This window comes from Mesorhizobium sp. C372A (genome assembly GCF_030323245.1).
Lineage (GTDB): Bacteria > Pseudomonadota > Alphaproteobacteria > Rhizobiales > Rhizobiaceae > Mesorhizobium.
This window is the reverse complement of the sequence record NZ_CP100475.1, coordinates 4,596,010-4,616,118: the sequence shown is the minus strand read 5'-3', so window position 1 is coordinate 4,616,118 and position 20,109 is coordinate 4,596,010. Positions and strand designations below refer to the sequence as shown.

Genomic DNA, 20,109 nt, shown 5'->3' with positions numbered 1-20,109 from the left:
AACGCACAAACCCTGGGTTCGGTTCCCGTTGAAGGCCGTTCAGATCATGTCCGCACGATCAGCGGAACCAGCCCTTCATGGCGGTCGGCGAGAAAGGCGACGACGCGGTCGCCGACGCGCTGGAAGGTAAGATCGACCCTCTTTTCGCCGACACCCAGATGCCTGAGCGTCAGCGTATCGATGCCGATCGGCAAACGGGGTCGAGTGACGTGGATTTCGCCGTTCCAGCCGTCGATTTCCAGACCGAGGCACGCCTGCATCAGCATGAAGGCCGAGCCTGCGGACCACGCTTGCGGCAGGCAGGCGACGGGGTAGGCGATCGGCGCTTCGCCCGGCGAGCGGGTGAAACCGCAGAACAGTTCTGGCAGTCGCATGTTGAAATGCACTGCCGATTCGAACGTACCGCTCATCAGCCGCACCACGCTGTCACGCTCGCCGAACCGCGCCAGGCCGGCGCCGCACATCGCCGTGTCATGCGGCCAGATGGAACCATTGTGGTACGACATCGGGTTGAACAGCACAGCATCGTCGGAAAGCGTTCGCACCCCCCAGCCGGAGTGGAAGGAAGCCGAAAGCAACTGGTCGGCGACCATCTTAGCCCGCGCCGGTTCGGGCAGGCCGACATAGAGCAGGTGTCCGGCATTCGAGGTGCGCACCTTGCACGGCTCTCCGGCGCCGTCGATCGCCAGCGCATAGAACCCGAGATCGTCCAGCCAGAAATCACGCTCGACGGCGATCCGCATCTCTTCGGCGCGATTTTCCCAGTGCTCGGCCTGCGCGAACTCGCCCCGGCGGCGGGCGAGAGCGGCAAGGCCCCTGAAGGCGGCGAAGACATAACCCTGCACTTCGACCAGCGCGATCGGCCCCTTGGGGATGCGCCCGTCGGCGTGGAAGACGGAGTCGAAGCTGTCCTTCCAGCCCTGGTTCGCAAGGCCGGATTCGGCAGCGCGCTGATAGGTGACGAAGCCGGTTGCGCGGCTCGCCTCTTCCGTCCACTTGGCGGCGGCGCAGAGAGACGGCCACAGGCTGGCGATGAAGTCCATGTCGCCGGTGCGTTCGGCATAGGCGCAAGCGAGGTGGATGTAGAGCGGCGTGGTATCGACGCCGCCATAGTAGCGGCCGAAAGGCAGTTCCTGCAGCGCCACCATCTCGCCCTTGCGCGTCTCGTGCATGATCTTGCCGGGCTGCGAGTCGCTGAAAGGCGATGTCTCGGTCGCCTGGTGCTGGGCGAGGAAGGCAAGCACGCCGCGCGCCAGGCCGGGGTTGAGCCATAGCATCTGCAGCGCCGAGATGACGCCGTCACGGCCGAAGGCCGTCGAAAACCAGGGGATGCCGGCATAGGGGTAGGGGCCGGTCGACAACTCGGTGGTCAGCAAGGCGACATCCGCGCGGGCGCGTTCGACCCAATCGTTGAAGACGCGACCCGAACTGTGCACCGTCGCGCCATGGCGGCGCTTGGCCCGCATGCCGAAACGGGCGCGCGCCGCGGCCGCCCGGAAGCGGTCGCGGTCGGGCGTTTCGGTCAGTTCCGCGCCGACCTCGACGTAAAGCATCTTGCTGCTGCGCTTGGTCACTGCGATGAGGAAATCCGCGCGCTCGGCGCTCAACTGGTCTGGCGGCTGCGAGAACGAGATCGCCGACACCCGCGCCAGCCCGTCCAGTCCGTCATAGCGCAGCAGCACCGAGGCAGGCGCGATCTCCGCTGCATGCGCCATTCCGCGCTTCGGCCGGGTCGAACCGCGCACCTCGAACATGTCGCGGAAATCGGCGGCAAAATGCAGCGAGACGCGGATTGCCGAATGCTCCTGGCTGTAGTTGGAAAGGGTGATGCGCTCGAACAGCCGGTCCTGCCACAACAGCCTGACGCGCTCGATATGGATGGCGCCCTGCGGGATGTCGCGGCCACCGACGCTTTGCATCGGCAAATTGGTCATATTGCTGGTGAACAGCACATTGTCCTGGCTGAGCGAGGCGCCGAGCAGCGATGTCTGCCGGCCGCCGACGGTGAGCCTGAACTCCGACAGCACCCGGGTGTCGTCACGGAAGAAACCGTCGCCCGCACCCCTGATATCGCCGTAGGCATCGGCCACGGCAAAACAGTCGCCTTGCTTTAGGGCAAACAGCCGGTGCGGCTCGCGCGGCGCGGTTTCGTCCAGGGAGGCAAGGGCCACGGCAGGGTCGAGCTTGCGCTCGTCAAGTTCGGTCATCAGTCACAAATCTCTGTTTCGGGCTCGGAACGTCCGCCGTCGTTCACGACGCTTTCGATTCAGCCGGGGCGCCGATGAGACGCGCATAGGCAGTGAGATAGTCGCGCGCCATCCTGTTGGCGGAGAACCGACTTTCGAAGACGGCGCGCACCTTTCGCCGGTCGAGTTGCAGCAAGGCCGGCACCGCGGCGACCGCGGCGTCGAGAGAATCGACGACAAATCCGGTAACGCCATGGTCGATGACTTCCGGCAACGCACCGCAGTTCCAGCCGATGGTTGGCGTACCGCACGCCATCGCCTCGATCGCGGCAAGGCCGAACGGCTCGGGCCAGTCTATCGGAAACAGCAGACCAGCGGCATTGCCGAGGAATTCAGTCTTCTCACTCTCGGCGATCTCGCCGACATAGTCGATGCGGTCGCCATCGATCAACGGCTCGATCGTCTCATGGAAATAGGCGCGATCATCGTCGCCGATCTTGGCCGCCAGCTTGAGTTTCATGCCCGAGCGCAAGGCGATGTCGATGGCCCGGTCCGGCCGCTTGTCGCGCGAAAGCCGGCCGAGAAAGGCGAGGTATGGTTCGCCTGCCGCCGTCTCGAAGGTCGGCTGATAGAGACCCGTCGGCAGCCCGTGATGGATGGTGGCCAGCCAATTGGCATTCGCAAGCCCGGTCTTCTGGCTATGCGAGATCGAGATCAGCGGAAAGCGCGGAAAACGCTCATAGGCTGGCGCCAGATCGACATAATCGAGCCGGCCATGAGGCGTTGTCACCGTCTTGTCCGGCATGGTCTCGAAGAACGAGAAATGCAGGAAATGGCTGAGATGAAAATGAATGATATCAAAGTCGTGGGCTCGGTTCCTCACATCGGCAAGCATCGCAAGATGCGCCGCCGTGTCCGATTTCAGTGGACGCGGATCGAGGCGTAGCGCGCGTTCGCGACCTGGTATCAGTCTGGCCGACGTCCGGCTGTCGCCGCTGGCGAACAGCGTCACCTCATGGCCGAGTTCGACCAGCCCTTCGGTCAGATAGGAAACGATGCGCTCGGTGCCGCCATAGAGAAGGGGTGGCACCGATTCGTGCAAAGGGGCGACATGGGCTATGCGCATGGTTTGAACGTGTCCCTCAAGGCAATCACGAGAGCGAAATGCATCAGCCGGCCTAACGTTCCGGACAAAAGCGGGCGTCGGCAACCCAAGCCCACCAGCGCAGATTTTTTTGCAATAAGCGGAACAAACGCGCCATCCGCGAATTTAGTAGGGTTGGTTCGCGCTGCGGCCGACCAGGGAGAGAACAAAATGGACCGCTTGCATTTCTTTACGCCCGTGCGCATTGCGCGCGGGCAGGGACACCCCGTCGAGGAAGTCGATAGCGTTGCCGAAGCGATGGTCTTTTTGCAGAAATGGCCATTGGGACGGCGTGGGCCTGTGTATCAGTGCGCCGTGAATTGCTGCTCCGCGGCCCTGTCGGGCAGAATGTCGGCCGAAGCAGCCAGGAAGGCGTTTACGGGCTTTGCCCGCATCACCCGGCTGCTCGATGATGACATGGCCCTGCCGATGGGCGGCGAAAGCATGGCGGAAGTCCACGCGCTGAGGCGCTAGGCGCCGGTCCAGCCATTTGGCTATTGAACACCCGGGCTTTGGCGGCGCGGGCATCATCTTTTCCGCACCGGAGTATTCCGGCGCGGCCCTTCACCTCATGGGCCACACTGTGCTTTCATGCGGCGTTTCGCATGACCGGTGGGTGACGACCATCCACAGGCGGCCCGAACGTGGAGGGGTAGACAATGCCGAGACTGATCCTGGGAACACTCGGCGCTATCGTCATCGCCCTCATCTGGGCGGTCTTTGCCAGTTTGATGGGCGCGCCATCGATCGTGATCACGGTCGGCGCGGTCGCCATTGGGGCCGGCGTCTACACCTACGTCGACCGACGCTCGACTTGACGCGTCCCCGGTCTGCCGCGCGCTCGACCAATTGCACGCCGGTGTTTGACGCGCGCGGCAGTCGCGGCGGGCATTCTTCAAAGATGAGCTTGCTGGCCGCATAGAGAGCCAAGGCGCAGACAGGGCGCCACACGTCGGACCGGGCTCCGCGAGAACTTGGGAGAGATCGTCAAAGATCTTTCAATCCGGCCAATGTAGATCGAAACGGCGAATCCGTGGATTTCCGGTGGAACATCGTCGCCTCGAAACACTTCGGGCGTTGCACTGCCCCATCAGTGCACGTTCCCTTGTTCTGTTGGAACTGGCCGGCTGCCGAAAGGTGGCCGGCTTTTTTGTATATTAGCGGAACCTGAAATTACGGGGCTTGTTCTGCATGCGGCAGCGAGCCCCTCGCTGCTGGTCGAGGGCCGTAACCCTTGGCCGGGCCCGCATCGCTCCGCCAGTGGTGCGGGCCCACGGCCTCCGGTTTTTCCGGGCGTCTCGACTCGCTGATCCTCACCCTGGTCCGGCTATGCATGTCACTCAAAAAAAGGCTCGGTTGTGAGACAATGACATGCACACGCGGCGCGCTTTAGCACAATCATTCACAAAGCCGTGGGTTCAACTGTTGCTACCCTTCTTGGCTGGATTGTGCGAATGATGACTGTCCTTTTCACCGCCACCCCCTGAAACTCGGCTTTTGGATCGACGGTCTTCATCCGCCGGGGGTTTGTTGACCTGCAGGGGTTTTCTGGCGTTCTCGTGCGATGCGCCTGGCCCGCCCTGCCGGATCGTGTTCGGGTGTTTCTTCGATGTGGACATGATCACCGATCCTGCTGACGGCCCTGATGAGTGGTGTTGACCTTGGTGTTGGCTTGCTGCCCTTGGCGCTCCGGATCCGGCGCTCCGTGAGTGCCGTGCTGGGCATCATCGTGGCTAACCTGTCGCCCTTCTCCTCGACCCTTCTGGCTCTGGTTCTCAGGCGGCACGGGCGGCATTTTGCTCGACATCTGCATCTCCTTGGGTTGGTCTCGTGACTCCAAACCGTGATCGTGGGGGGAAGTTCCGTCTGCTTCGTCAGCACCTGTGATTTCGGTGCCGACGGAATCTGATTCCCAACGCGGATTTCAACGAACGGCAGCGGCCTGCCCGCGTCGCCCCGCCAGTGGTGCGGGCCTGCAATATAAATCCTAAGCCTGGGCTGCTATCGCAGTTTATTGCGAGCTTCCGGCGACTTGCGTAGCGGGCTGCAGTGGCTTTCAGGAGAGCAGCGTGTTGTACCCGGTCAATTGGAGCGACCGAAATACAGTGCTTGACCACGTTGCTGACATGATCGGTGACGAGCGCGGTGTCGCGCCTGGATCGCGGCAGCAGCCTCTGGTCCGATCTGCCTGCAGCTGATGGCAGCTAAAACGACGTCAAAAGACCTAAGCCTCTTTGATCGCCCTCGCTGCTCGCACGAGCGATGACCAGTCAGCTCCCATGGCTGAGACAAGGTCTCGAGCATCTTCGTCTGATATTCCGGTACGGTCTACGAGCTTCCGTGCCAGCAATTCGAATGCCAATTCTATGATCGTCATAGCTCAGCCCCTACGAGAGTGCCCGTGACGATAGCTTGCAAATGGGTCTTCCGCATTTGCACATGTTAAGCGACCATCACGAATGTCTCATGTACCGCAGAATGTCTGCAGGACGCGCTCATCCGGGCGTGGCGGCTCAGCATAGCGTTCCATTCCCGGCTGCTCATCGAAGGGACGGCTGACGACCGCCAGGATCTCCTCGAACGGTGTGAAGTCGCCGCCCAACGCCGCCTGGATCATCGCCTCGATGCGATGATTGCGGGGGATGAATTTGGGATTGACGGATTGCATGGCTGCCCGGCGCGTGGCCGTGTCGGCTGCTTCGCTTGCAATGCGCTGGCGCCACCGCGCCGACCAGGCATCGAATGAGCCTGGATCCTTAAACAACTGCCGCGCCGTGCCTTGGCCGTCCGCAGCGTCGAGGTCATCGCCCAGGCGCCGAAAGCCGAGCGTAAAGTCCGCTTCGCCGTGAGCCAGCACGTCCAGAAAGTCGGCAGCGAGCTGCAAGTCGCCTTCCGCTTCGGTCAGCAGTCCGAGTTTTCTGCGGAAGCCGCGCTGCAACACAGCCTCATAGGAGGCCTGGAACGACCTCAGCACCTCTTCCGCTTCAGACACTGCTTCATTCTCGTCCGTGCTCATGAGCGGCAGCAGGGTCTCGGCATAGCGCGCAAGGTTCCATGTGGCGACACGAGGCTGGTTGGCATAGGCATAGCGACCGGCGCGGTCTATCGAACTGAACACCGCGCCGGGGTCGTAAGCGTCCATGAAGGCGCATGGGCCATAGTCGATCGTCTCGCCCGAGATCGACATGTTGTCGGTGTTCATGACGCCATGGATGAAGCCGACCAGCATCCAGCGCGCCACCAGGTCCGCCTGTGCGGCGACAACGGCCTCCAGCAAAGCCCGGTACGGCCGTGCTTCCCCCGCCAGCTGTGGGAAGTGACGCTGAATGGCATAGTTGGCCAATATCTTGAGCGCCTCGGTGTCGTGGCGCGCGGCGAAATATTGGAACGTGCCGATCCTGATATGACTTGCCGCCACCCGTGTCAGGACGGCGCCGGGCAGCCGGACCTCGCGATAGACCGGGTCGCCGGTGAGCACCGCCGCAAGGCTTCGCGTCGTCGGAATGCCGAGCGCCGCCATCGCTTCGCTGACGACATATTCGCGCAGGACAGGGCCGAGTGCGGCGCGGCCGTCACCGTTGCGCGAGAACCGCGTTGGTCCCGATCCCTTCAGCTGGATGTCACGGCGAATGCCGTTGACGTCCACCACTTCGCCAAGAAGCAGAGCGCGCCCGTCGCCAAGCTGAGGCACGAAGTTTCCGAACTGGTGGCCCGCATAAGCCAGGGCGATTGCCTGCAAGCCTTCCGGAAATCTGTTGCCGGCAAGCATCGCCACTCCATCCGGGCTGGTAAGCTGGTCGGCATCGAGCCCGAGTTCCTCCGCGAGGGGCCGGTTGAACCGGATCAGCCGCGGTTCGGATACCGGCTTCGGATCTGTTTGCGAGAAGAAGCGCTCCGGCAATTGCCCATAGCTGTTGCTCAGGGCGGGAAGCCCCGTCTGAATGACCGGGGGTTGTTCAGCAGTCGCAGGTGACGTCATGACAAGCTGTCTCTGAAGAGGAGGGTTCAACAGCTCCCGTTTCGAGGAGCCTGTGTTCATTTGAGCATATAGGGACGCAACGCCGCTGGTGCCATCCGGATCCCATCAGGCCGGCACCGGATACAAGCTGGGAACCACCCGCCTCGATTTTCGAGGTTCAGGCTGCCGTGGGACGACGGGCCGTGGCGGAATCCAGAGATGACCCCCGCATCGCCACTGTCTCCGAACTGAGCACCCGGCAATCTAGTCAGTGCGGGCGGGCAATGCCGGGGCGGCGTCTGCCTTGGGTGGCAGCGGCTCTCTCGGGGCCGCTCCCGGCGATGATTTCGAACCCGGTTCGACTCGTTCCTCGGCGATGAGTCGGGCGCCACGCTCATAGGTCAGGTAGCGCCAGAGCCACTGGATCGAGACCTGAACGCGGTGCTGAAAACCGACGAGCAGATAAACATGGATGAGCGCCCAGGCAGACCAGGCGAACCAGCCTTTCAGTTTCAGCCTGCCCGATTCGAACACGGCAGCGTGGCGGCCGACAATGGCCGTGTTGCCTCGATTGCTGAAGACAAAAGCGGGCAGCGTGTCGCCAGCATCTATCCGGCGTGACAGTGCCTTGCCGAGGTGCTCGCCCTGCTGCTTGGCGACTTGGGCAAGACCCGGCAATGGCTGGCCGTTCCCATCGAGGACCAGTGCGACGTCGCCAAGCGCGAAGACATCGGGATGGCCAACGACCTGCAGGTCGGATTCGACCTTCACCCGACCGCCGCGGTCGAGCCCGACACCAAGCTGGGCGACCAGCGGAGAAGCCGCCACCCCGGCGGCCCAGAGCGTCAAGGCCACCGGGATCACCTGGCCGCCGACGGTGATCTGATGCGCTTCGATCGCCTCGACCCGGTTGCCGAGCGCGACCTCGACGCCCAGGCTTTCAAGGCGCAGACGTGCATATCTGGAAAGCTCCGGGGCGAATCCGGCGAGCAGACGCTCGCCGGCTTCTACCAGTATGATCCTTGTCTTCTCGGGCCGGATGTTGCGGAAGTCGCGCGCCAGTGTGTGCCGGCTGAGTTCGGCGATCGAGCCCGCCAGTTCGACACCGGTCGGGCCGCCGCCGATAATGGCGATCGTCATCAGCCGGGATTGCTCGACTGGATCGGTGGTCCGTTCCGCGTGCTCGAACGATAGCAGCAGCCGTGACCGGATCGTGCGCGCGTCCTCGATGGTCTTTAAACCGGGACAAACCCGAGCCCAGCTCTCCTGGCCGAAATAGAATGGCTGCGAACCAGTGGCCAAGACCAGGATGTCGTAGGGGACCGTGGTCCCATCGGCCAGCACCAGTATCCTGGCCTCGGTGCCGATCTCGGTGACATCGCCGAAGAGGACCTGAACCGAGGGATAGCGGCCCAGGATCTTGCGGATGGGCTCGGCGATATCAGGCGCCGACAAGGCGGCGGTTGCAACCTGATAGAGCAAGGGCTGGAACAGGTGGTGATTGTGGCGGTCGATGATCGTCACCCCGATTTCCGCCTTGCCGAGCGCCTTGGCAACCTCCAGACCGGCAAAGCCTCCGCCGACCACGACGATGCGCGGTGTCAGGCTCCGGCCGTGGCTGCTCTCGGTGGCGAACTGCATGCTTGATACTCCCCTATCCCTGTCCGGAAGTCATAGCCTGGCAGGAGTGCCTCGCTGCTGGCTGGAGCTACTGCTCATTCCGGCGGCATCGGTCCAGGCGAGGCATCCGGCAATGACAGGCGTCGTGCTGACCACAAGGGCGCCGCGCGCGTGAAGGGATACCAACCCGCGCCATGAGACGCGGTCGACCGCCCAGATGGTGCCGCTGGCGTCGACCCATTTGAGATGGGCGTCGGCGACTTCAACGGCCCGCATCATCGCCGCCGGTTCCATCCCGGCCCGAAAGACGATGATGGAATTGGCGGCACCGTTGAAGAACGGGCCGGCGCCGGCTGCCAATCCCGCGAGCAGGACGATGCTGGTAAGCGCTGCCGAAGCACCGCGTGCCGGTCCGCCGCGGTTGGGCAGCACCAGCACCAACACAAGCGGCACGATGCCGAAGATGACCAGCCACGCAATATCCCAGGCGAGCGGCAAGTCGCTGTTCATCTTGATCCGGTGCAGACCCAGCAGCCAGTGAAACACGACGGCATCGACGACATGCCAGACGCCGAACCCGGCGAAGGCGAGCCGCAGGATCTCCGTGGTGGTCCCGGGCCGCGCGCCGGCCGCCCTCGCGGCCACCAGCAGCACCGTGCCGGCGACGGCGAGCACATACATGAAAAGATGGAAGAGGCCGTCGGCCATGATCTGGAAGCGCAGGTCGGAACCCACCGGATCGGCGACGCCCGAGAGAAGATGATGCCATTGCAGGATCTGATGCAGGACGATGCCGTCGAAGAAACCGCCGAGCGCGAAGCCGAGCAGCAGCCAGCCGGCTCGCGTTCTCGGGTCGAGTGTCGCGGTGATCGCGTCCATGTCAGGACCACCGGCTCCAGGCCGGGGCGTTCAGTTGCCTGGGCACCGACATGTCCGGCGGCATGGGGTCATGGAAACCATGACGCGCCTCGAGCCAGAAGGCGGATATCAGCCCACCAACCACCGTCGTCAGAACCAGTGTCGCAGCAATTATCGCCAGCATGGACGTCGATCCTCAGCCGCGCAGGGTCGGCCGCGCGGAACCTAACCGCGGCTTCCGTGGAATGTTCCTACCGCCGGTTCGGTGGAGGGAACAATCAAGTTCCAGCACGGTTCGATGCTGGCGACGGACGGCTCAAGCGGAGAAGGTCATGAACGAATATACGGCGGCAGATCCGGACGGTCTCGACAGCCACCAGCCGACCGGCATCACCCGATGGCTGTTTTCGACCAACCACAAGGACATCGGCACACTCTATCTGGTCTTCGCTTTCATCGCGGGGGTGATCGGCATGCTCTTGTCGGTGAGCATGCGAATCGAGCTGCAGCAACCCGGGATCCAGTTTTTCCCCGGACTGGCGTCGATGATCTACGGTTACCAGGGCGACGCAGCGATCGACGCCGGCAAGCAGCTTTACAACGTCTTCACCACGGCCCACGCGCTGATCATGATCTTCTACACTGTGATGCCCGCCCTGATCGGCGGCTTCGCCAACTGGATGGTTCCGATCATGATCGGCGCCCCCGACATGGCCTTCCCGCGCATGAACAACATCTCGTTCTGGCTGCTGCCGCCGGCATTGATGTTGCTTTTATTGTCGATCTTCATGCCCAGCGTCCCCGGCGGCTATGGCCCTGGGACCGGCTGGTTCCTGTACCCGCCGCTGTCGACCTCCGGCCATCCCGGTCCCGCCGTGGATTTGGTCATCCTGTCTCTGCACATTGCGGGCGCCTCCTCGATCCTGGGAGCCATCAACTTCATCACCACCATCTTCAACATGCGCGCGCCGGGGATGACCCTGCACAAGATGCCCCTGTTTGTGTGGTCGATCCTCATCACCGCCTTCCTGCTGCTGCTGGCTCTGCCGGTGCTGGCCGGCGCCATCACCATGCTCCTGACCGATCGCAATTTCGGAACCACGTTCTTCGCGCCGGACGGCGGAGGCGACCCGCTGCTGTACCAGCATCTCTTCTGGTTCTTCGGCCACCCGGAAGTCTACATCATGATCCTGCCGGCGTTCGGCATCGTCAGCCAGGTGATCTCGACCTTCTCGCGAAAGCCGATCTTCGGGTATCTCGGGATGGTCTACGCAATCGTGGCGATCGGGGTGATCGGCTTCGTCGTCTGGGCCCACCATATGTACACCAGCGGGATAGGCCTCGACACGCAGCGCTACTTCACCTTCGCCACGATGGTGATCGCAGTGCCGACCGGGATAAAGGTGTTCTCCTGGATTGCAACCATGTGGGGCGGTTCGGTCAGCCTGCGGACGCCGATGCTCTGGGCCCTCGGCTTCATATTCCTGTTCACCGTAGGCGGGGTGACGGGCGTTCAACTCGCAAATGCCGGCCTCGACCGTGAACTGCACGACACATACTTCGTCGTCGCGCATTTCCACTACATACTTTCACTGGGAGCGATCTTCGGCATCTTCGCGGGCTGGTATTACTGGTTTCCGAAAATGACGGGATATCTCTACAACCCGCTTCTGGCTGGGGTCCATTTCTGGACGACCTTCGTCGGCGTGAACCTCGTCTTCTTCCCCCATCACTTCCTTGGATTGGCTGGCATGCCGCGTCGTTATGTCGACTATCCCGACGCATTCGCCGGCTGGAACATGGTGTCCTCGTATGGATCGTACCTGTCGGCCGCGAGTGTCGTGATTTTCCTCTTCGGCATCTTGGAAGCTTTCTACCGGCAAAGAGCCGCCGGCATGAACCCATGGGGGCCAGGAGCTACCACATTGGAGTGGGAGCTGACCTCTCCACCCCCTTTCCATCAATGGGACAGGCTGCCGCAAATCAGATGAGGCCGGGTTGTCGAACTCCTTTGCGCAAGCCAGCCCGGTTCGCCGCTGAGGCGAACTTCAGCCTGCTGGTGGCAGACGTTGGCTGCAGCTGAGAACCGGATCGCTATCTGAAGCTGATTAACAGCACAGCGAACAAGCTTGCGAGCGCGACTGCCCAGCAGAATAACCAATTGGCGATCAGAAGAAGCGATTTGAGCACGGTGGCATGGCAGTAATCTTCGATGATCGATTGCATTCCAAGCCGCATGTGAACGCAGCTTACGAGAATGAAGCCAATAAGGGCTGGCGCGACATAGATCGATCCTACGACGCTGAGGACGGCGTCTCGAGGCTCACCGACCAGCATTATAACGACCGCGACGATGTAAATGACAAGGATCAACAGGGCAGCAGATGTCAGCCGCTCCAGCATGAACGTTTCGGTTCCGTGTTTCGCCGATCCAAGGCCCCGCACTCGAGCTAGCGGAGTTCTGATTGAGGGTCTGTCAGCCATGGCGTTTCCCCAAAACTACTTGGTTGCCTTGCGCGCAACTCAAGCTGTTGCTGTTTCGATGCCCGGGCCGTCGGTGCCGACGGATAGTGGGCAAGCACGGTCTCCAGTCGAACAAGGCGGGCTTTGTGGGCGTTCAGTTCGTATCCTGAACGCCATCCAATTTGCCTGGGTCTGCCATCTCTGCATAGCTCGCTTTCAAGCAGCGAGATACGAAGGCGGACCGCGTCGATCTCCTTGACGAGCGCGGCCTTCACCGATTTTCGACTCTGCATGGCTGTAGTTCCGGTGCAAGGATGGTTCCAAACCTGACGCGTCTGGAAATGTTCCCGGGTGCCGAAGGCGTGCTGAAGATTAATGCCTCAGTGCTGGACCCGCACAATGGGTCGCCATGAGCTAAAGCCGGGCACTAGCTCAACGGGCGCGATGTGCCCGGCGAATGCTTGTGAAAACGAGCGAATGCCTGGCCCGCCTCGTCCCGAGAGATAAGTAGCCCTCAGAACAGCGACCGCACGTGGCCGAGATGACCAGAGGGTGTTCTTGGGCCAACATATGTTAACGGCCACTTTTGTTTCTCTCTCCTGCAAAAATATTTGGGCTGAAAGAGCCGGGAACTAACCGATCCTCCGGATGTTGCGGAGTTAGTCAGGAGAAACGGACTATGTCGGACAAAGAAATTCATCGGGGCGCCTCGCGTTTTCGCCCTATCCGCGTCGTGGACGCCCGCGTGTTTCGCGGGCCGCACCTCTATAGTATGACGCCAATGGTCCAGATTCGGATCGACCTCGGAGCCCTTGAGGCGTTCCCGACAGACAAACTGCCCGGGTTTTCCGAACAAATCGTCCGACTGTTGCCCGGCCTTGCGGGCCATGGCTGCAGCTATGGCGCCGCCGGCGGCTTCGTCCGCCGCATGCAGGAAGGAACCTGGCTCGGCCACGTCGTCGAGCATGTCGCCCTGGAACTGCAGAGCATGCTCGGTCACCGGGTGACACGAGGAAAGACACGGTCGGTCAAAGGCAGTCCCGGCACTTATAACGTCATGTTCGCCTACAAGGATGAGCTTGTCGGGCTGCTCGCCGGACGCGTCGCGCTCGAACTGGTGGACAGCCTGCTGCCGGCCAATCTGCATGGTGTCGAGGGGCTCGGCGACATTGCGGAAACGCAGGGGCCATTCGAGTTCGCAGCCAGGCTGCAGCAGCTCAAGCGTCTGGCCGCCGAGCGTGCCTTGGGGCCTACGACTGCTTCCTTGGTGCGCGAGGCCGAGAGGCGGGGCATACCCGCCGCGCGGATCGACGACAGCAGCCTCGTGCTGTTTGGTCACGGAAAGCATCAGAAGCGGATCCGCGCCAGTTGCAGCGACCTCACTTCCGAGATTGCGACCGAGATCGCCTCGGACAAGGACCTGACCAAATTCCTGCTGCAACAGGCCGGCCTGCCGGTGCCACGCGGGGAGCTGGTGCGATCGGCGCAGGACGCAGTCGCGGCGGCAGCACGGCTGGGCTACCCCGTGGTCACCAAACCACTCGATGGCAATCATGGAAGCGGCGTCAACATCGGTCTGGCAACAGAAGACGAGGTCCGCTGGGGCTTCGAACAGGCGCGAGAACACAGCCGTAGCGTTATAGTCGAGCAGCATTTCGTCGGCTCGGACCACAGGATCCTGGTGATCGGCGGAAAGGTGGTGGCGCTCGCCGAGAGGGTTCCGGCCCATGTGGTCGGCGATGGCCGGAGTTCTGTCGCCGAGCTCGTCGAGGAGACGAACCGCGACCCACGAAGGGGAGAGGGCCATTCCTCGGTATTGACCCGCATCGAGATCGACGAATGTGTCGAGCATTTCCTGTCAAAATCGCAGCTCACCCTGGCGAGCGTTCCAGCGCCGGGTCAAATGGTGCTCTTGCGGCCCACCGCCAATCTCTCCACCGGTGGGACCGCGATCGACCGAACGGAAGAAATCCATCCCGAAAACGCGCTGATCGCCAGGCGGGCGGCACAGATCGTCGGCCTCGACATTGCCGGGATCGACTTCGTCTGTCCCGACATCTCACGGCCGGTGAGCGAAACCGGCGGCGGCATCATAGAGGTGAATGCCGGTCCTGGCTTTCGCATGCATCTCGAACCCTCGTCGGGGCGCGCCCGCAACGTCGCACGGCCCGTGCTCGATCTTCTCTTCAAAGGCGGCAAGGACGGCCGGATTCCGATCTTCGCGATCACCGGGACCAACGGCAAGTCGACCACTGCCAGAATGCTGGCGCACATCCTGCAGGCGAATGGCGCAACCGTCGGGCTCACCTCGACCACCGGCGTGTACCTGAACGGCGAACGAATCATCACAGGCGATTGCTCAGGCCCGCAGAGCGCCAGGATCGTGCTGCGCGAGCCGGGTGTCGATGTCGCGGTGCTGGAATGTGCACGCGGCGGCATCCTGCGCGAAGGGCTTGCCTTCGATGCATGCGATGTTGGCGCGGTGCTGAACGTCCACGGCGATCATCTCGGGCTGAGGGGCATCGACACAATCGAGGACCTGGCGGAGGTGAAATCGGTCGTGGTCGAGTCCGTCCGCCGCGGCGGATGGAGCATTCTCAATGCCGACGACGTCCATACGTCCGCAATGTCGCGCGATGCCGGCGGCAGGATCTGCTACTTCTCGCTGGCGAGCAGGAGCGAGTGGCCCGGTTTCTTGCGCAGCCACCTGGCGGAAGGCGGCCGCGCCGTGACGCGGGAGCCCAGCAGCGACGGCTGGGACATTTTCATCCACGAGGATGGGGAATCGATGTTCTTGATGAGCGTCGACGAAATTCCCGCGACCTTCGAGGGTTCGGCCGAATTCAACGTTGCCAACAGCCTGGCAGCCGTCGCCATGGCGCATTGCCACGACGTTCCGGCGGCAACGATCCGGGCGGCGCTGGCCGAGTTTGGCACCTCGTTCGAGCAATCTCCCGGTCGCCTCAACGTCTTCGACGGACATGGTTTCCGCACCATCGTCGACTATGCGCACAATCCGGAGGGGCTGAAGGCGCTCGGAAAGCTCGTTTCCCACATGAGGCGCGGCTATCAGCGCACGATCGGCCTGGTCGCCATACCGGGCGACCGCCGCGATTGCGACATACGCGAGATGGGCGCGATCGCTTCGCGGATATTCGACGTCATCGTCTTCAAGGAGGATGAGCAGGAGCTGCGCGGCCGAGCCCCCGGAGCGATCGCCGGCTTGCTGCGGGAAGGTGCCTTGAACGCCGGCTGCGCCCCAGGCCGCATTCACGCCGTCTGTCCCGAGAAGGAGGCCGTCGACGTGTGTCTCAGGCTTGCACGGGAAAACGACCTTGTCGTGCTGACCGTCGACGACGTTGAAGCCGTGTGGCGGCAGGTAACCGGCTTCGGAGGCGCGACGCCTTCGAGGGGAGGGCCCGATCAGACCCATATTCGCCATCTGAGGGCTGGCTGATGTGGTCGCTGATCCTGCACGGCGGCGCCAAGGAGATCGATCCGCAAGAGGAGGAGGCGCATCGCAACGGATGCATCGAGGCACTCGAGGCAGGTCGGGCCGTCCTGGCCGGCGGCGGAACGGCGGTCGATGCCGTGGAAGCGGCCGGTCGCATCCTCGAGGCGGACCCGACGTTCAATGCGGGATATGGAAGTGCCCTCAATTCGGACGGCGAGGTCGAGATGTGCGCTGGCCTGATGGAGGGCAGGGACTTCAATGTGGGTGCCGTCGCAGTGATCAAGGGCGTGCGCCATCCAATCAGTGTCGCGAAGGCAATGCTGCATGAGGAGCCGATCCTGCTGGCGTCGGAGGGGGCCCGGCGTTTCGCCGCCGACAAGCAGCTGGAGCTTTGCGATCCGGCGGATTTGATCACGCCGCAGCAGCGCGACGCCTCCAGCAAGTCGGAGGCGAAGGATACGATCGGTGTGGTTGCCCTGGATCAGTACGGGGACATCGCCGTGGGCACTTCGACCGGCGGACTGGACGGCAGTGCTCCGGGTCGTGTGGGGGATTCTCCGCAACCCGGTTGCGGCTACTATGCCGACAACCGGTTGGGAGCCGTCGCCTTCTCGGGAGACGGTGAGCATATTGCGCGAAAGGCTCTCGCGGCCCGTGTCATGCAGTCACTCTCGGCGCGGCAGGCATTGTCCTCGGGACAGGCTGAAGGCGGCCTGGAGCAGGTGCTGAATCCCGCGCTCAAGGAAGTCGAGGCGATCGGCGGCGAAGCCGGAGCCATCGTGCTTACCGCGACCGGCGTGTCTGGATGGGCGCATAACAGCAGGGAGTTCGCAGTCGCTTTCATGACCAGCGAGGACAACCACCCGCACGTTTTCCTGCGCAAGAAAGACGTGGGCAAATGACCGACAAGAAGAAAAAACGATCCTCGAACGGTAAAGCTGGAACGCTCGTCATCATCGGCGGCCACGAGGACCATGATGGCGATCGTGTCATCTTGAAGGAGGTAGCGAGCCTGGTTCCGAACGGCCGCCTGGTGCTTGCCACCATAGCGTCTCATGAGCCGGATGGCTATCTCGAGAAGTATCAGAGGTCCTTCGGTGAGCTGGGCATCAAGGATGTCATCGAACTCTACGTCAACGACCGCCTCGAGGCAGCTCATGAAAAGAAAATAAGTGCGCTCGCAAACGTGAGCGCGGTGTTCTTCTCCGGCGGCGACCAACTCCGGATCACCAGCCAGATCGGCGACACGCCCATCGACGAGCGGGTGCACGAAATCTATGAAGCCGGCGGCGTCATTGCCGGCACCTCCGCGGGCGCGTCGGTCATGAGCGACACGATGATGGTGAAGGGGCCGAACGCAGCCTCCTTTCGGATCGGCCACATTCGGATGGCGCCGGGACTGGGCCTGCTGCCGAATGTAATTATCGACCAGCACTTTGCGGAACGGGGCCGCATTGGGCGGCTCATCGGGGCGGTGTCGCAGAACCCGCGCGTCCTCGGCATCGGCATCGATGAAGACACCGCGATCGTGGTGAAGGGCGAGATGTTCAAGGTCATCGGCAGCGGCGCTGTCTATCTGGTCGATGCAGCCGGCGTGACGCATTCCAACATCGCGGAAGGTGAGCCTGATGCCGCCCTTTCCATCCATGATCTTAGGGTTCACGTGCTGAGCTCAGGCGACGGGTTCGATCTCGCGCTGCGACGGCCGGTAGGGCTTCCGTAAGACTTCGCCACACTCAAGCTGATGGTGCGGCGCGGTCCGCGTACCGCGAAAACCGCATATATGAAGCAGTTCTCCTATTTGAAGTCGCCCAACCAGAATTGTCGCATTGTTGCGGGTCCGGCAGGATTACAGACGGCCTCTCGTCGGCTCCAATCCCGCTAAGCTGAAGACCTTCGCTCGCCCGGCGTTCTGTCGGGCTAACCCCGCCGGCGACTGGCCTGAATGGCAGCAAAGGTTACCGGACGAAACCCCCATGCGTCGACGCCGACATCATGCTGGCGCGTCATCGGCTTCAGACGACCGTGCGAATGACCGTGCAGGTTTACCGACCTCTTGCCGATCTGGTTCCAGGTGCGAAAAGGATAGTGGCACAGAACCAGCAAGCTGCCCTCGACAAGAAGCTCCATGTAGTGGTGCACGCTCGCCCAGGCCGGGTCGCCAATGGTGGCGGCGCCATCATTGTTGCCAATTATCAGGTGCTTGGACCCGTTAAGAGACGACAGCAGTGAAGACACGGTCTCGGCTGGACCCTTGGCGAAATCGCCGAGGTGCCAGACCTCGTCGTTCGGGCCAACCGTTTCGTTCCAAAACGCAACCAGCGCCTGGTCATGATCGACCAACGAGGCGAAGGGACGCCGGTCGAGGCGCAGAATGCGCGGATCGTTGAAATGCGTATCGGAAGTGAAGAAGATCATGCGCCGCGGCCGGCTGCGACGCGCGACCGGCGATCGCGTCTAACTGCCGGAGCGCTCTTCGGCTTCATCATCGATCCCGATCGGGGCTTCCCTAAGCATCTTGAGTGCCTCTTCCTTCGTAAGGCCGCACTTGCGCGCGAAGTAGAGCGCCTCGATCGCCTTTTCGCGATCCGCCGTGGATTTTGCGTGCTGTTTGGGCTTTTTGCCCATCGTTCTCTGCCACCTTCCGAGGCCACCAAACCATCACAGTGCCGCGTTGTTCCCGTGCATCGGCTGACCTGCCGGACTGCGCGAATGCCGATGTCGCCGGCATCCCGCGAGCCCCGGACAGCGCGTATATCAGCCGGCTCGCGACAACGGCGGAGCGACTCCAACCCCGACAGCGTGAATTCAAACGAAAGCCCGCGCCGTGGGAGGGGCCGGCGCGGGCGATCGGGCTACCGATCTTGCAGCGCGGGGGTCGACCGCTGCATGGCTCGAACTGTGCAAGCGAGCATTTGTTCCGGGCCGCATGCAAAGCATCGGCGTTTCATTGCAATTCTGGGGGACACAACCAGCATTTCGCTTCAGTCCGCCGCCGATGTGGGAGGATGAATACCGCCTTGCGCTAATTCGTCCGCCCTGGACACGAAACCAACCGCGCATTGAGCGCGTAGCTTCGGCGATTTAAAAACACCTGCACTGGAATATTTCCGGGCGCATGGAACATCTCCGGCCGCTGATGTTTAGGCCGGAATGACGATGATCTCTGTTCTTACAATGATTTACTCTCTCGCCATCTTTATCGGCGCGAAGCGGCGCAACCTCTTGGTGAATGCGAAACTCGATAGAGTTTTGCGCAATATGGCTGGCGCAGAACTGAATCAACGTGGCCAGTAAACCGCAACACCGCCGGTTCCAGTTCACAGCCAGTGTCCTCGCGGCCGCTACCTCGGTTCGGGTGGCAAGCGGCTCGGCAGGACTGCAAGGGCCGCCCCCTCTGGGCTGGCTGGTGCGTGGTCGATCCGATTTCGTCGATGAGGGCGGAGCACGATGCTCCCGCAGTGCGCCGTGCTGGCTCGAATTGCGGGGCCGCGTCCACGATCCGCTCACGGGGCACGCACCTTTAGGTCCGGCCCACGCGAGTGGCTTCGGAGGACCTATCCATGAACGATGATGATCCTATAGATTCGCTCGCCAATGCAATTCGTCATCGCAGCGCAATTTTGTTTGTGGGGGCGGGGGTATCGATCAGCGTCGGACTTCCGTCTTGGGAGAAGCTCATCGAGCGAATGGCAAAGGAGCTCGGCGTCGACGATGAATTTTCCACGCGACGCGATCGTTTTCAGACCTTGGCCGAATACTATCGGATCAAGCATGGCAGTATCGGACCACTTCGCAGTTGGATGGACAGAAACTGGTCTGTCGCCAAGGAACGGATCGAGAAATCGGAATTGCACCGACTCATCGTGACGCTCGATTTTCCCGTCATCTATACGACGAACTATGACCGGAACCTGGAACTCGCTTTTGAAATCCACGGTCGAGAGTACGTGAAAGTGGCCAACGCACGGCACGTTGCGCAGGCCCGTCGAGGCGTAACGCACATCGTGAAATTTCACGGCGACTTTGACGAGGACTCTTCCCTTGTCCTCACCGAAACCGACTATCTTGACCGCCTGTCCTTCAATTCTCCCCTTGATGTCCGCTTTCGCTCCGATGCTCTCGGCAGCACGATCCTGTTCATTGGCTATAGCCTCTCCGATCCAAACATCCGGCTGCTGTTGCACCGGCTTTGGCAGACCTGGCACCGGTCTGGATATGAGAAAGATCGTCCCCCTTCGTTCATCTTCATGCCCAGCCGCAACCCTGTGGAGGAGGCCGTGCTTGGGCGCTGGGGTATTTCGGTGCTCGTTGGCGCAGGTGATGATCCTGAAGCCGGTCTGACGGACTTCCTCAGGCGTTTGGTGGAAGCGGTGGGGGTGACCTGAGGCGCGCTCCCCAGTGGACTGCAGTTGGGTTTTCTCAG

Annotated in this window: 17 protein-coding genes; 7 read left to right on the top strand and 10 right to left on the bottom strand. The window is 62.2% G+C overall.

Going from position 1 to position 20,109, the window contains the following annotated elements:
• Positions 1 to 44 precede the first annotated feature (44 nt).
• Complete coding sequence (locus NLY42_RS22165; RefSeq protein ID WP_023672688.1) at positions 45 to 2,207, bottom strand: amylo-alpha-1,6-glucosidase; 2,163 nt, start codon at positions 2,205 to 2,207, stop codon at positions 45 to 47.
• Between the two features lie 43 nt (positions 2,208 to 2,250).
• Entirely contained in the window at positions 2,251 to 3,312 is a 1,062-nt protein-coding gene (locus tag NLY42_RS22160) for a glycosyltransferase family 4 protein (RefSeq protein ID WP_023672687.1), read from the bottom strand.
• Here NLY42_RS22160 and NLY42_RS32030 point away from each other — a divergent pair.
• Both NLY42_RS32030 and NLY42_RS22150 read left to right on the top strand, forming a co-directional pair.
• On the top strand, positions 3,298 to 3,804 hold the full coding sequence (locus NLY42_RS32030) for a DUF982 domain-containing protein (RefSeq protein ID WP_373432840.1): 507 nt from the start codon (positions 3,298 to 3,300) through the stop codon (positions 3,802 to 3,804). The two genes, NLY42_RS22160 and NLY42_RS32030, sit on opposite strands and share 15 nt — an antisense overlap.
• A 185-nt stretch (positions 3,805 to 3,989) precedes the next feature.
• Positions 3,990 to 4,148 carry a hypothetical protein gene (locus NLY42_RS22150; RefSeq protein ID WP_023672685.1) on the top strand — a complete coding sequence of 53 codons (159 nt, stop codon included), beginning with the start codon at positions 3,990 to 3,992 and terminating at the stop codon, positions 4,146 to 4,148.
• 600 nt (positions 4,149 to 4,748) lie between these two features.
• On the opposite strand, the gene NLY42_RS22145 is transcribed toward NLY42_RS22150, so the two are convergent.
• The 5 genes from NLY42_RS22145 to NLY42_RS22125 form a co-directional block, all read right to left on the bottom strand.
• The gene (locus tag NLY42_RS22145) at positions 4,749 to 4,949 is read right to left on the bottom strand and encodes a hypothetical protein (protein WP_081725396.1); all 201 of its coding nucleotides are present in this window, start codon (positions 4,947 to 4,949) and stop codon (positions 4,749 to 4,751) included.
• A gap of 2 nt (positions 4,950 to 4,951) precedes the next feature.
• Positions 4,952 to 5,137 carry a hypothetical protein gene (locus tag NLY42_RS22140; protein ID WP_023688550.1) on the bottom strand — a complete coding sequence of 62 codons (186 nt, stop codon included), beginning with the start codon at positions 5,135 to 5,137 and terminating at the stop codon, positions 4,952 to 4,954.
• Between the two features lie 657 nt (positions 5,138 to 5,794).
• On the bottom strand, positions 5,795 to 7,309 hold the full coding sequence (locus NLY42_RS22135; RefSeq protein WP_023715805.1) for a protein adenylyltransferase SelO: 1,515 nt from the start codon (positions 7,307 to 7,309) through the stop codon (positions 5,795 to 5,797).
• Positions 7,310 to 7,552: 243 nt separating this feature from the next.
• Positions 7,553 to 8,929 carry an NAD(P)/FAD-dependent oxidoreductase gene (locus NLY42_RS22130; RefSeq protein ID WP_023754855.1) on the bottom strand — a complete coding sequence of 459 codons (1,377 nt, stop codon included), beginning with the start codon at positions 8,927 to 8,929 and terminating at the stop codon, positions 7,553 to 7,555.
• Between the two features lie 30 nt (positions 8,930 to 8,959).
• Entirely contained in the window at positions 8,960 to 9,787 is an 828-nt protein-coding gene (locus NLY42_RS22125) for a DUF2243 domain-containing protein (protein ID WP_023696175.1), read from the bottom strand.
• A gap of 311 nt (positions 9,788 to 10,098) precedes the next feature.
• Between NLY42_RS22125 and ctaD the strand changes: the two genes are divergently transcribed.
• The gene (ctaD, locus tag NLY42_RS22120; protein WP_023693467.1) at positions 10,099 to 11,757 is read left to right on the top strand and encodes a cytochrome c oxidase subunit I; all 1,659 of its coding nucleotides are present in this window, start codon (positions 10,099 to 10,101) and stop codon (positions 11,755 to 11,757) included.
• 103 nt (positions 11,758 to 11,860) lie between these two features.
• On the opposite strand, the gene sdhD is transcribed toward ctaD, so the two are convergent.
• Positions 11,861 to 12,250, bottom strand: coding sequence for a succinate dehydrogenase, hydrophobic membrane anchor protein (gene sdhD, locus NLY42_RS22115; protein ID WP_027050929.1), 390 nt, complete (start codon positions 12,248 to 12,250; stop codon positions 11,861 to 11,863).
• A gap of 658 nt (positions 12,251 to 12,908) precedes the next feature.
• Here sdhD and cphA point away from each other — a divergent pair.
• Genes cphA through NLY42_RS22100 form a run of 3 tightly spaced genes read left to right on the top strand, consistent with a single transcriptional unit; the run spans position 12,909 to position 17,406 of the window.
• Complete coding sequence (gene cphA, locus NLY42_RS22110) at positions 12,909 to 15,686, top strand: cyanophycin synthetase (protein ID WP_050586853.1); 2,778 nt, start codon at positions 12,909 to 12,911, stop codon at positions 15,684 to 15,686.
• Positions 15,686 to 16,585, top strand: coding sequence for an isoaspartyl peptidase/L-asparaginase family protein (locus tag NLY42_RS22105; protein WP_023682456.1), 900 nt, complete (start codon positions 15,686 to 15,688; stop codon positions 16,583 to 16,585). Before cphA ends, NLY42_RS22105 begins: the two co-directional genes overlap by 1 nt.
• Positions 16,582 to 17,406 (top strand): cyanophycinase, encoded by an 825-nt coding sequence (locus tag NLY42_RS22100; RefSeq protein WP_023682457.1) that lies wholly within the window; start codon positions 16,582 to 16,584, stop codon positions 17,404 to 17,406. Before NLY42_RS22105 ends, NLY42_RS22100 begins: the two co-directional genes overlap by 4 nt.
• Positions 17,407 to 17,603: 197 nt before the next feature.
• Here NLY42_RS22100 and NLY42_RS22095 read toward each other — a convergent pair whose 3' ends face one another.
• Positions 17,604 to 18,101, bottom strand: a complete 498-nt coding sequence (locus NLY42_RS22095; protein ID WP_023682458.1) for a hydrolase — start codon at positions 18,099 to 18,101, stop codon at positions 17,604 to 17,606.
• A gap of 39 nt (positions 18,102 to 18,140) precedes the next feature.
• The gene (locus NLY42_RS22090) at positions 18,141 to 18,311 is read right to left on the bottom strand and encodes a hypothetical protein (protein ID WP_023672674.1); all 171 of its coding nucleotides are present in this window, start codon (positions 18,309 to 18,311) and stop codon (positions 18,141 to 18,143) included.
• 935 nt (positions 18,312 to 19,246) lie between these two features.
• Here NLY42_RS22090 and NLY42_RS22085 point away from each other — a divergent pair.
• On the top strand, positions 19,247 to 20,071 hold the full coding sequence (locus NLY42_RS22085) for an SIR2 family NAD-dependent protein deacylase (protein ID WP_023696169.1): 825 nt from the start codon (positions 19,247 to 19,249) through the stop codon (positions 20,069 to 20,071).
• Positions 20,072 to 20,109 lie beyond the last annotated feature (38 nt).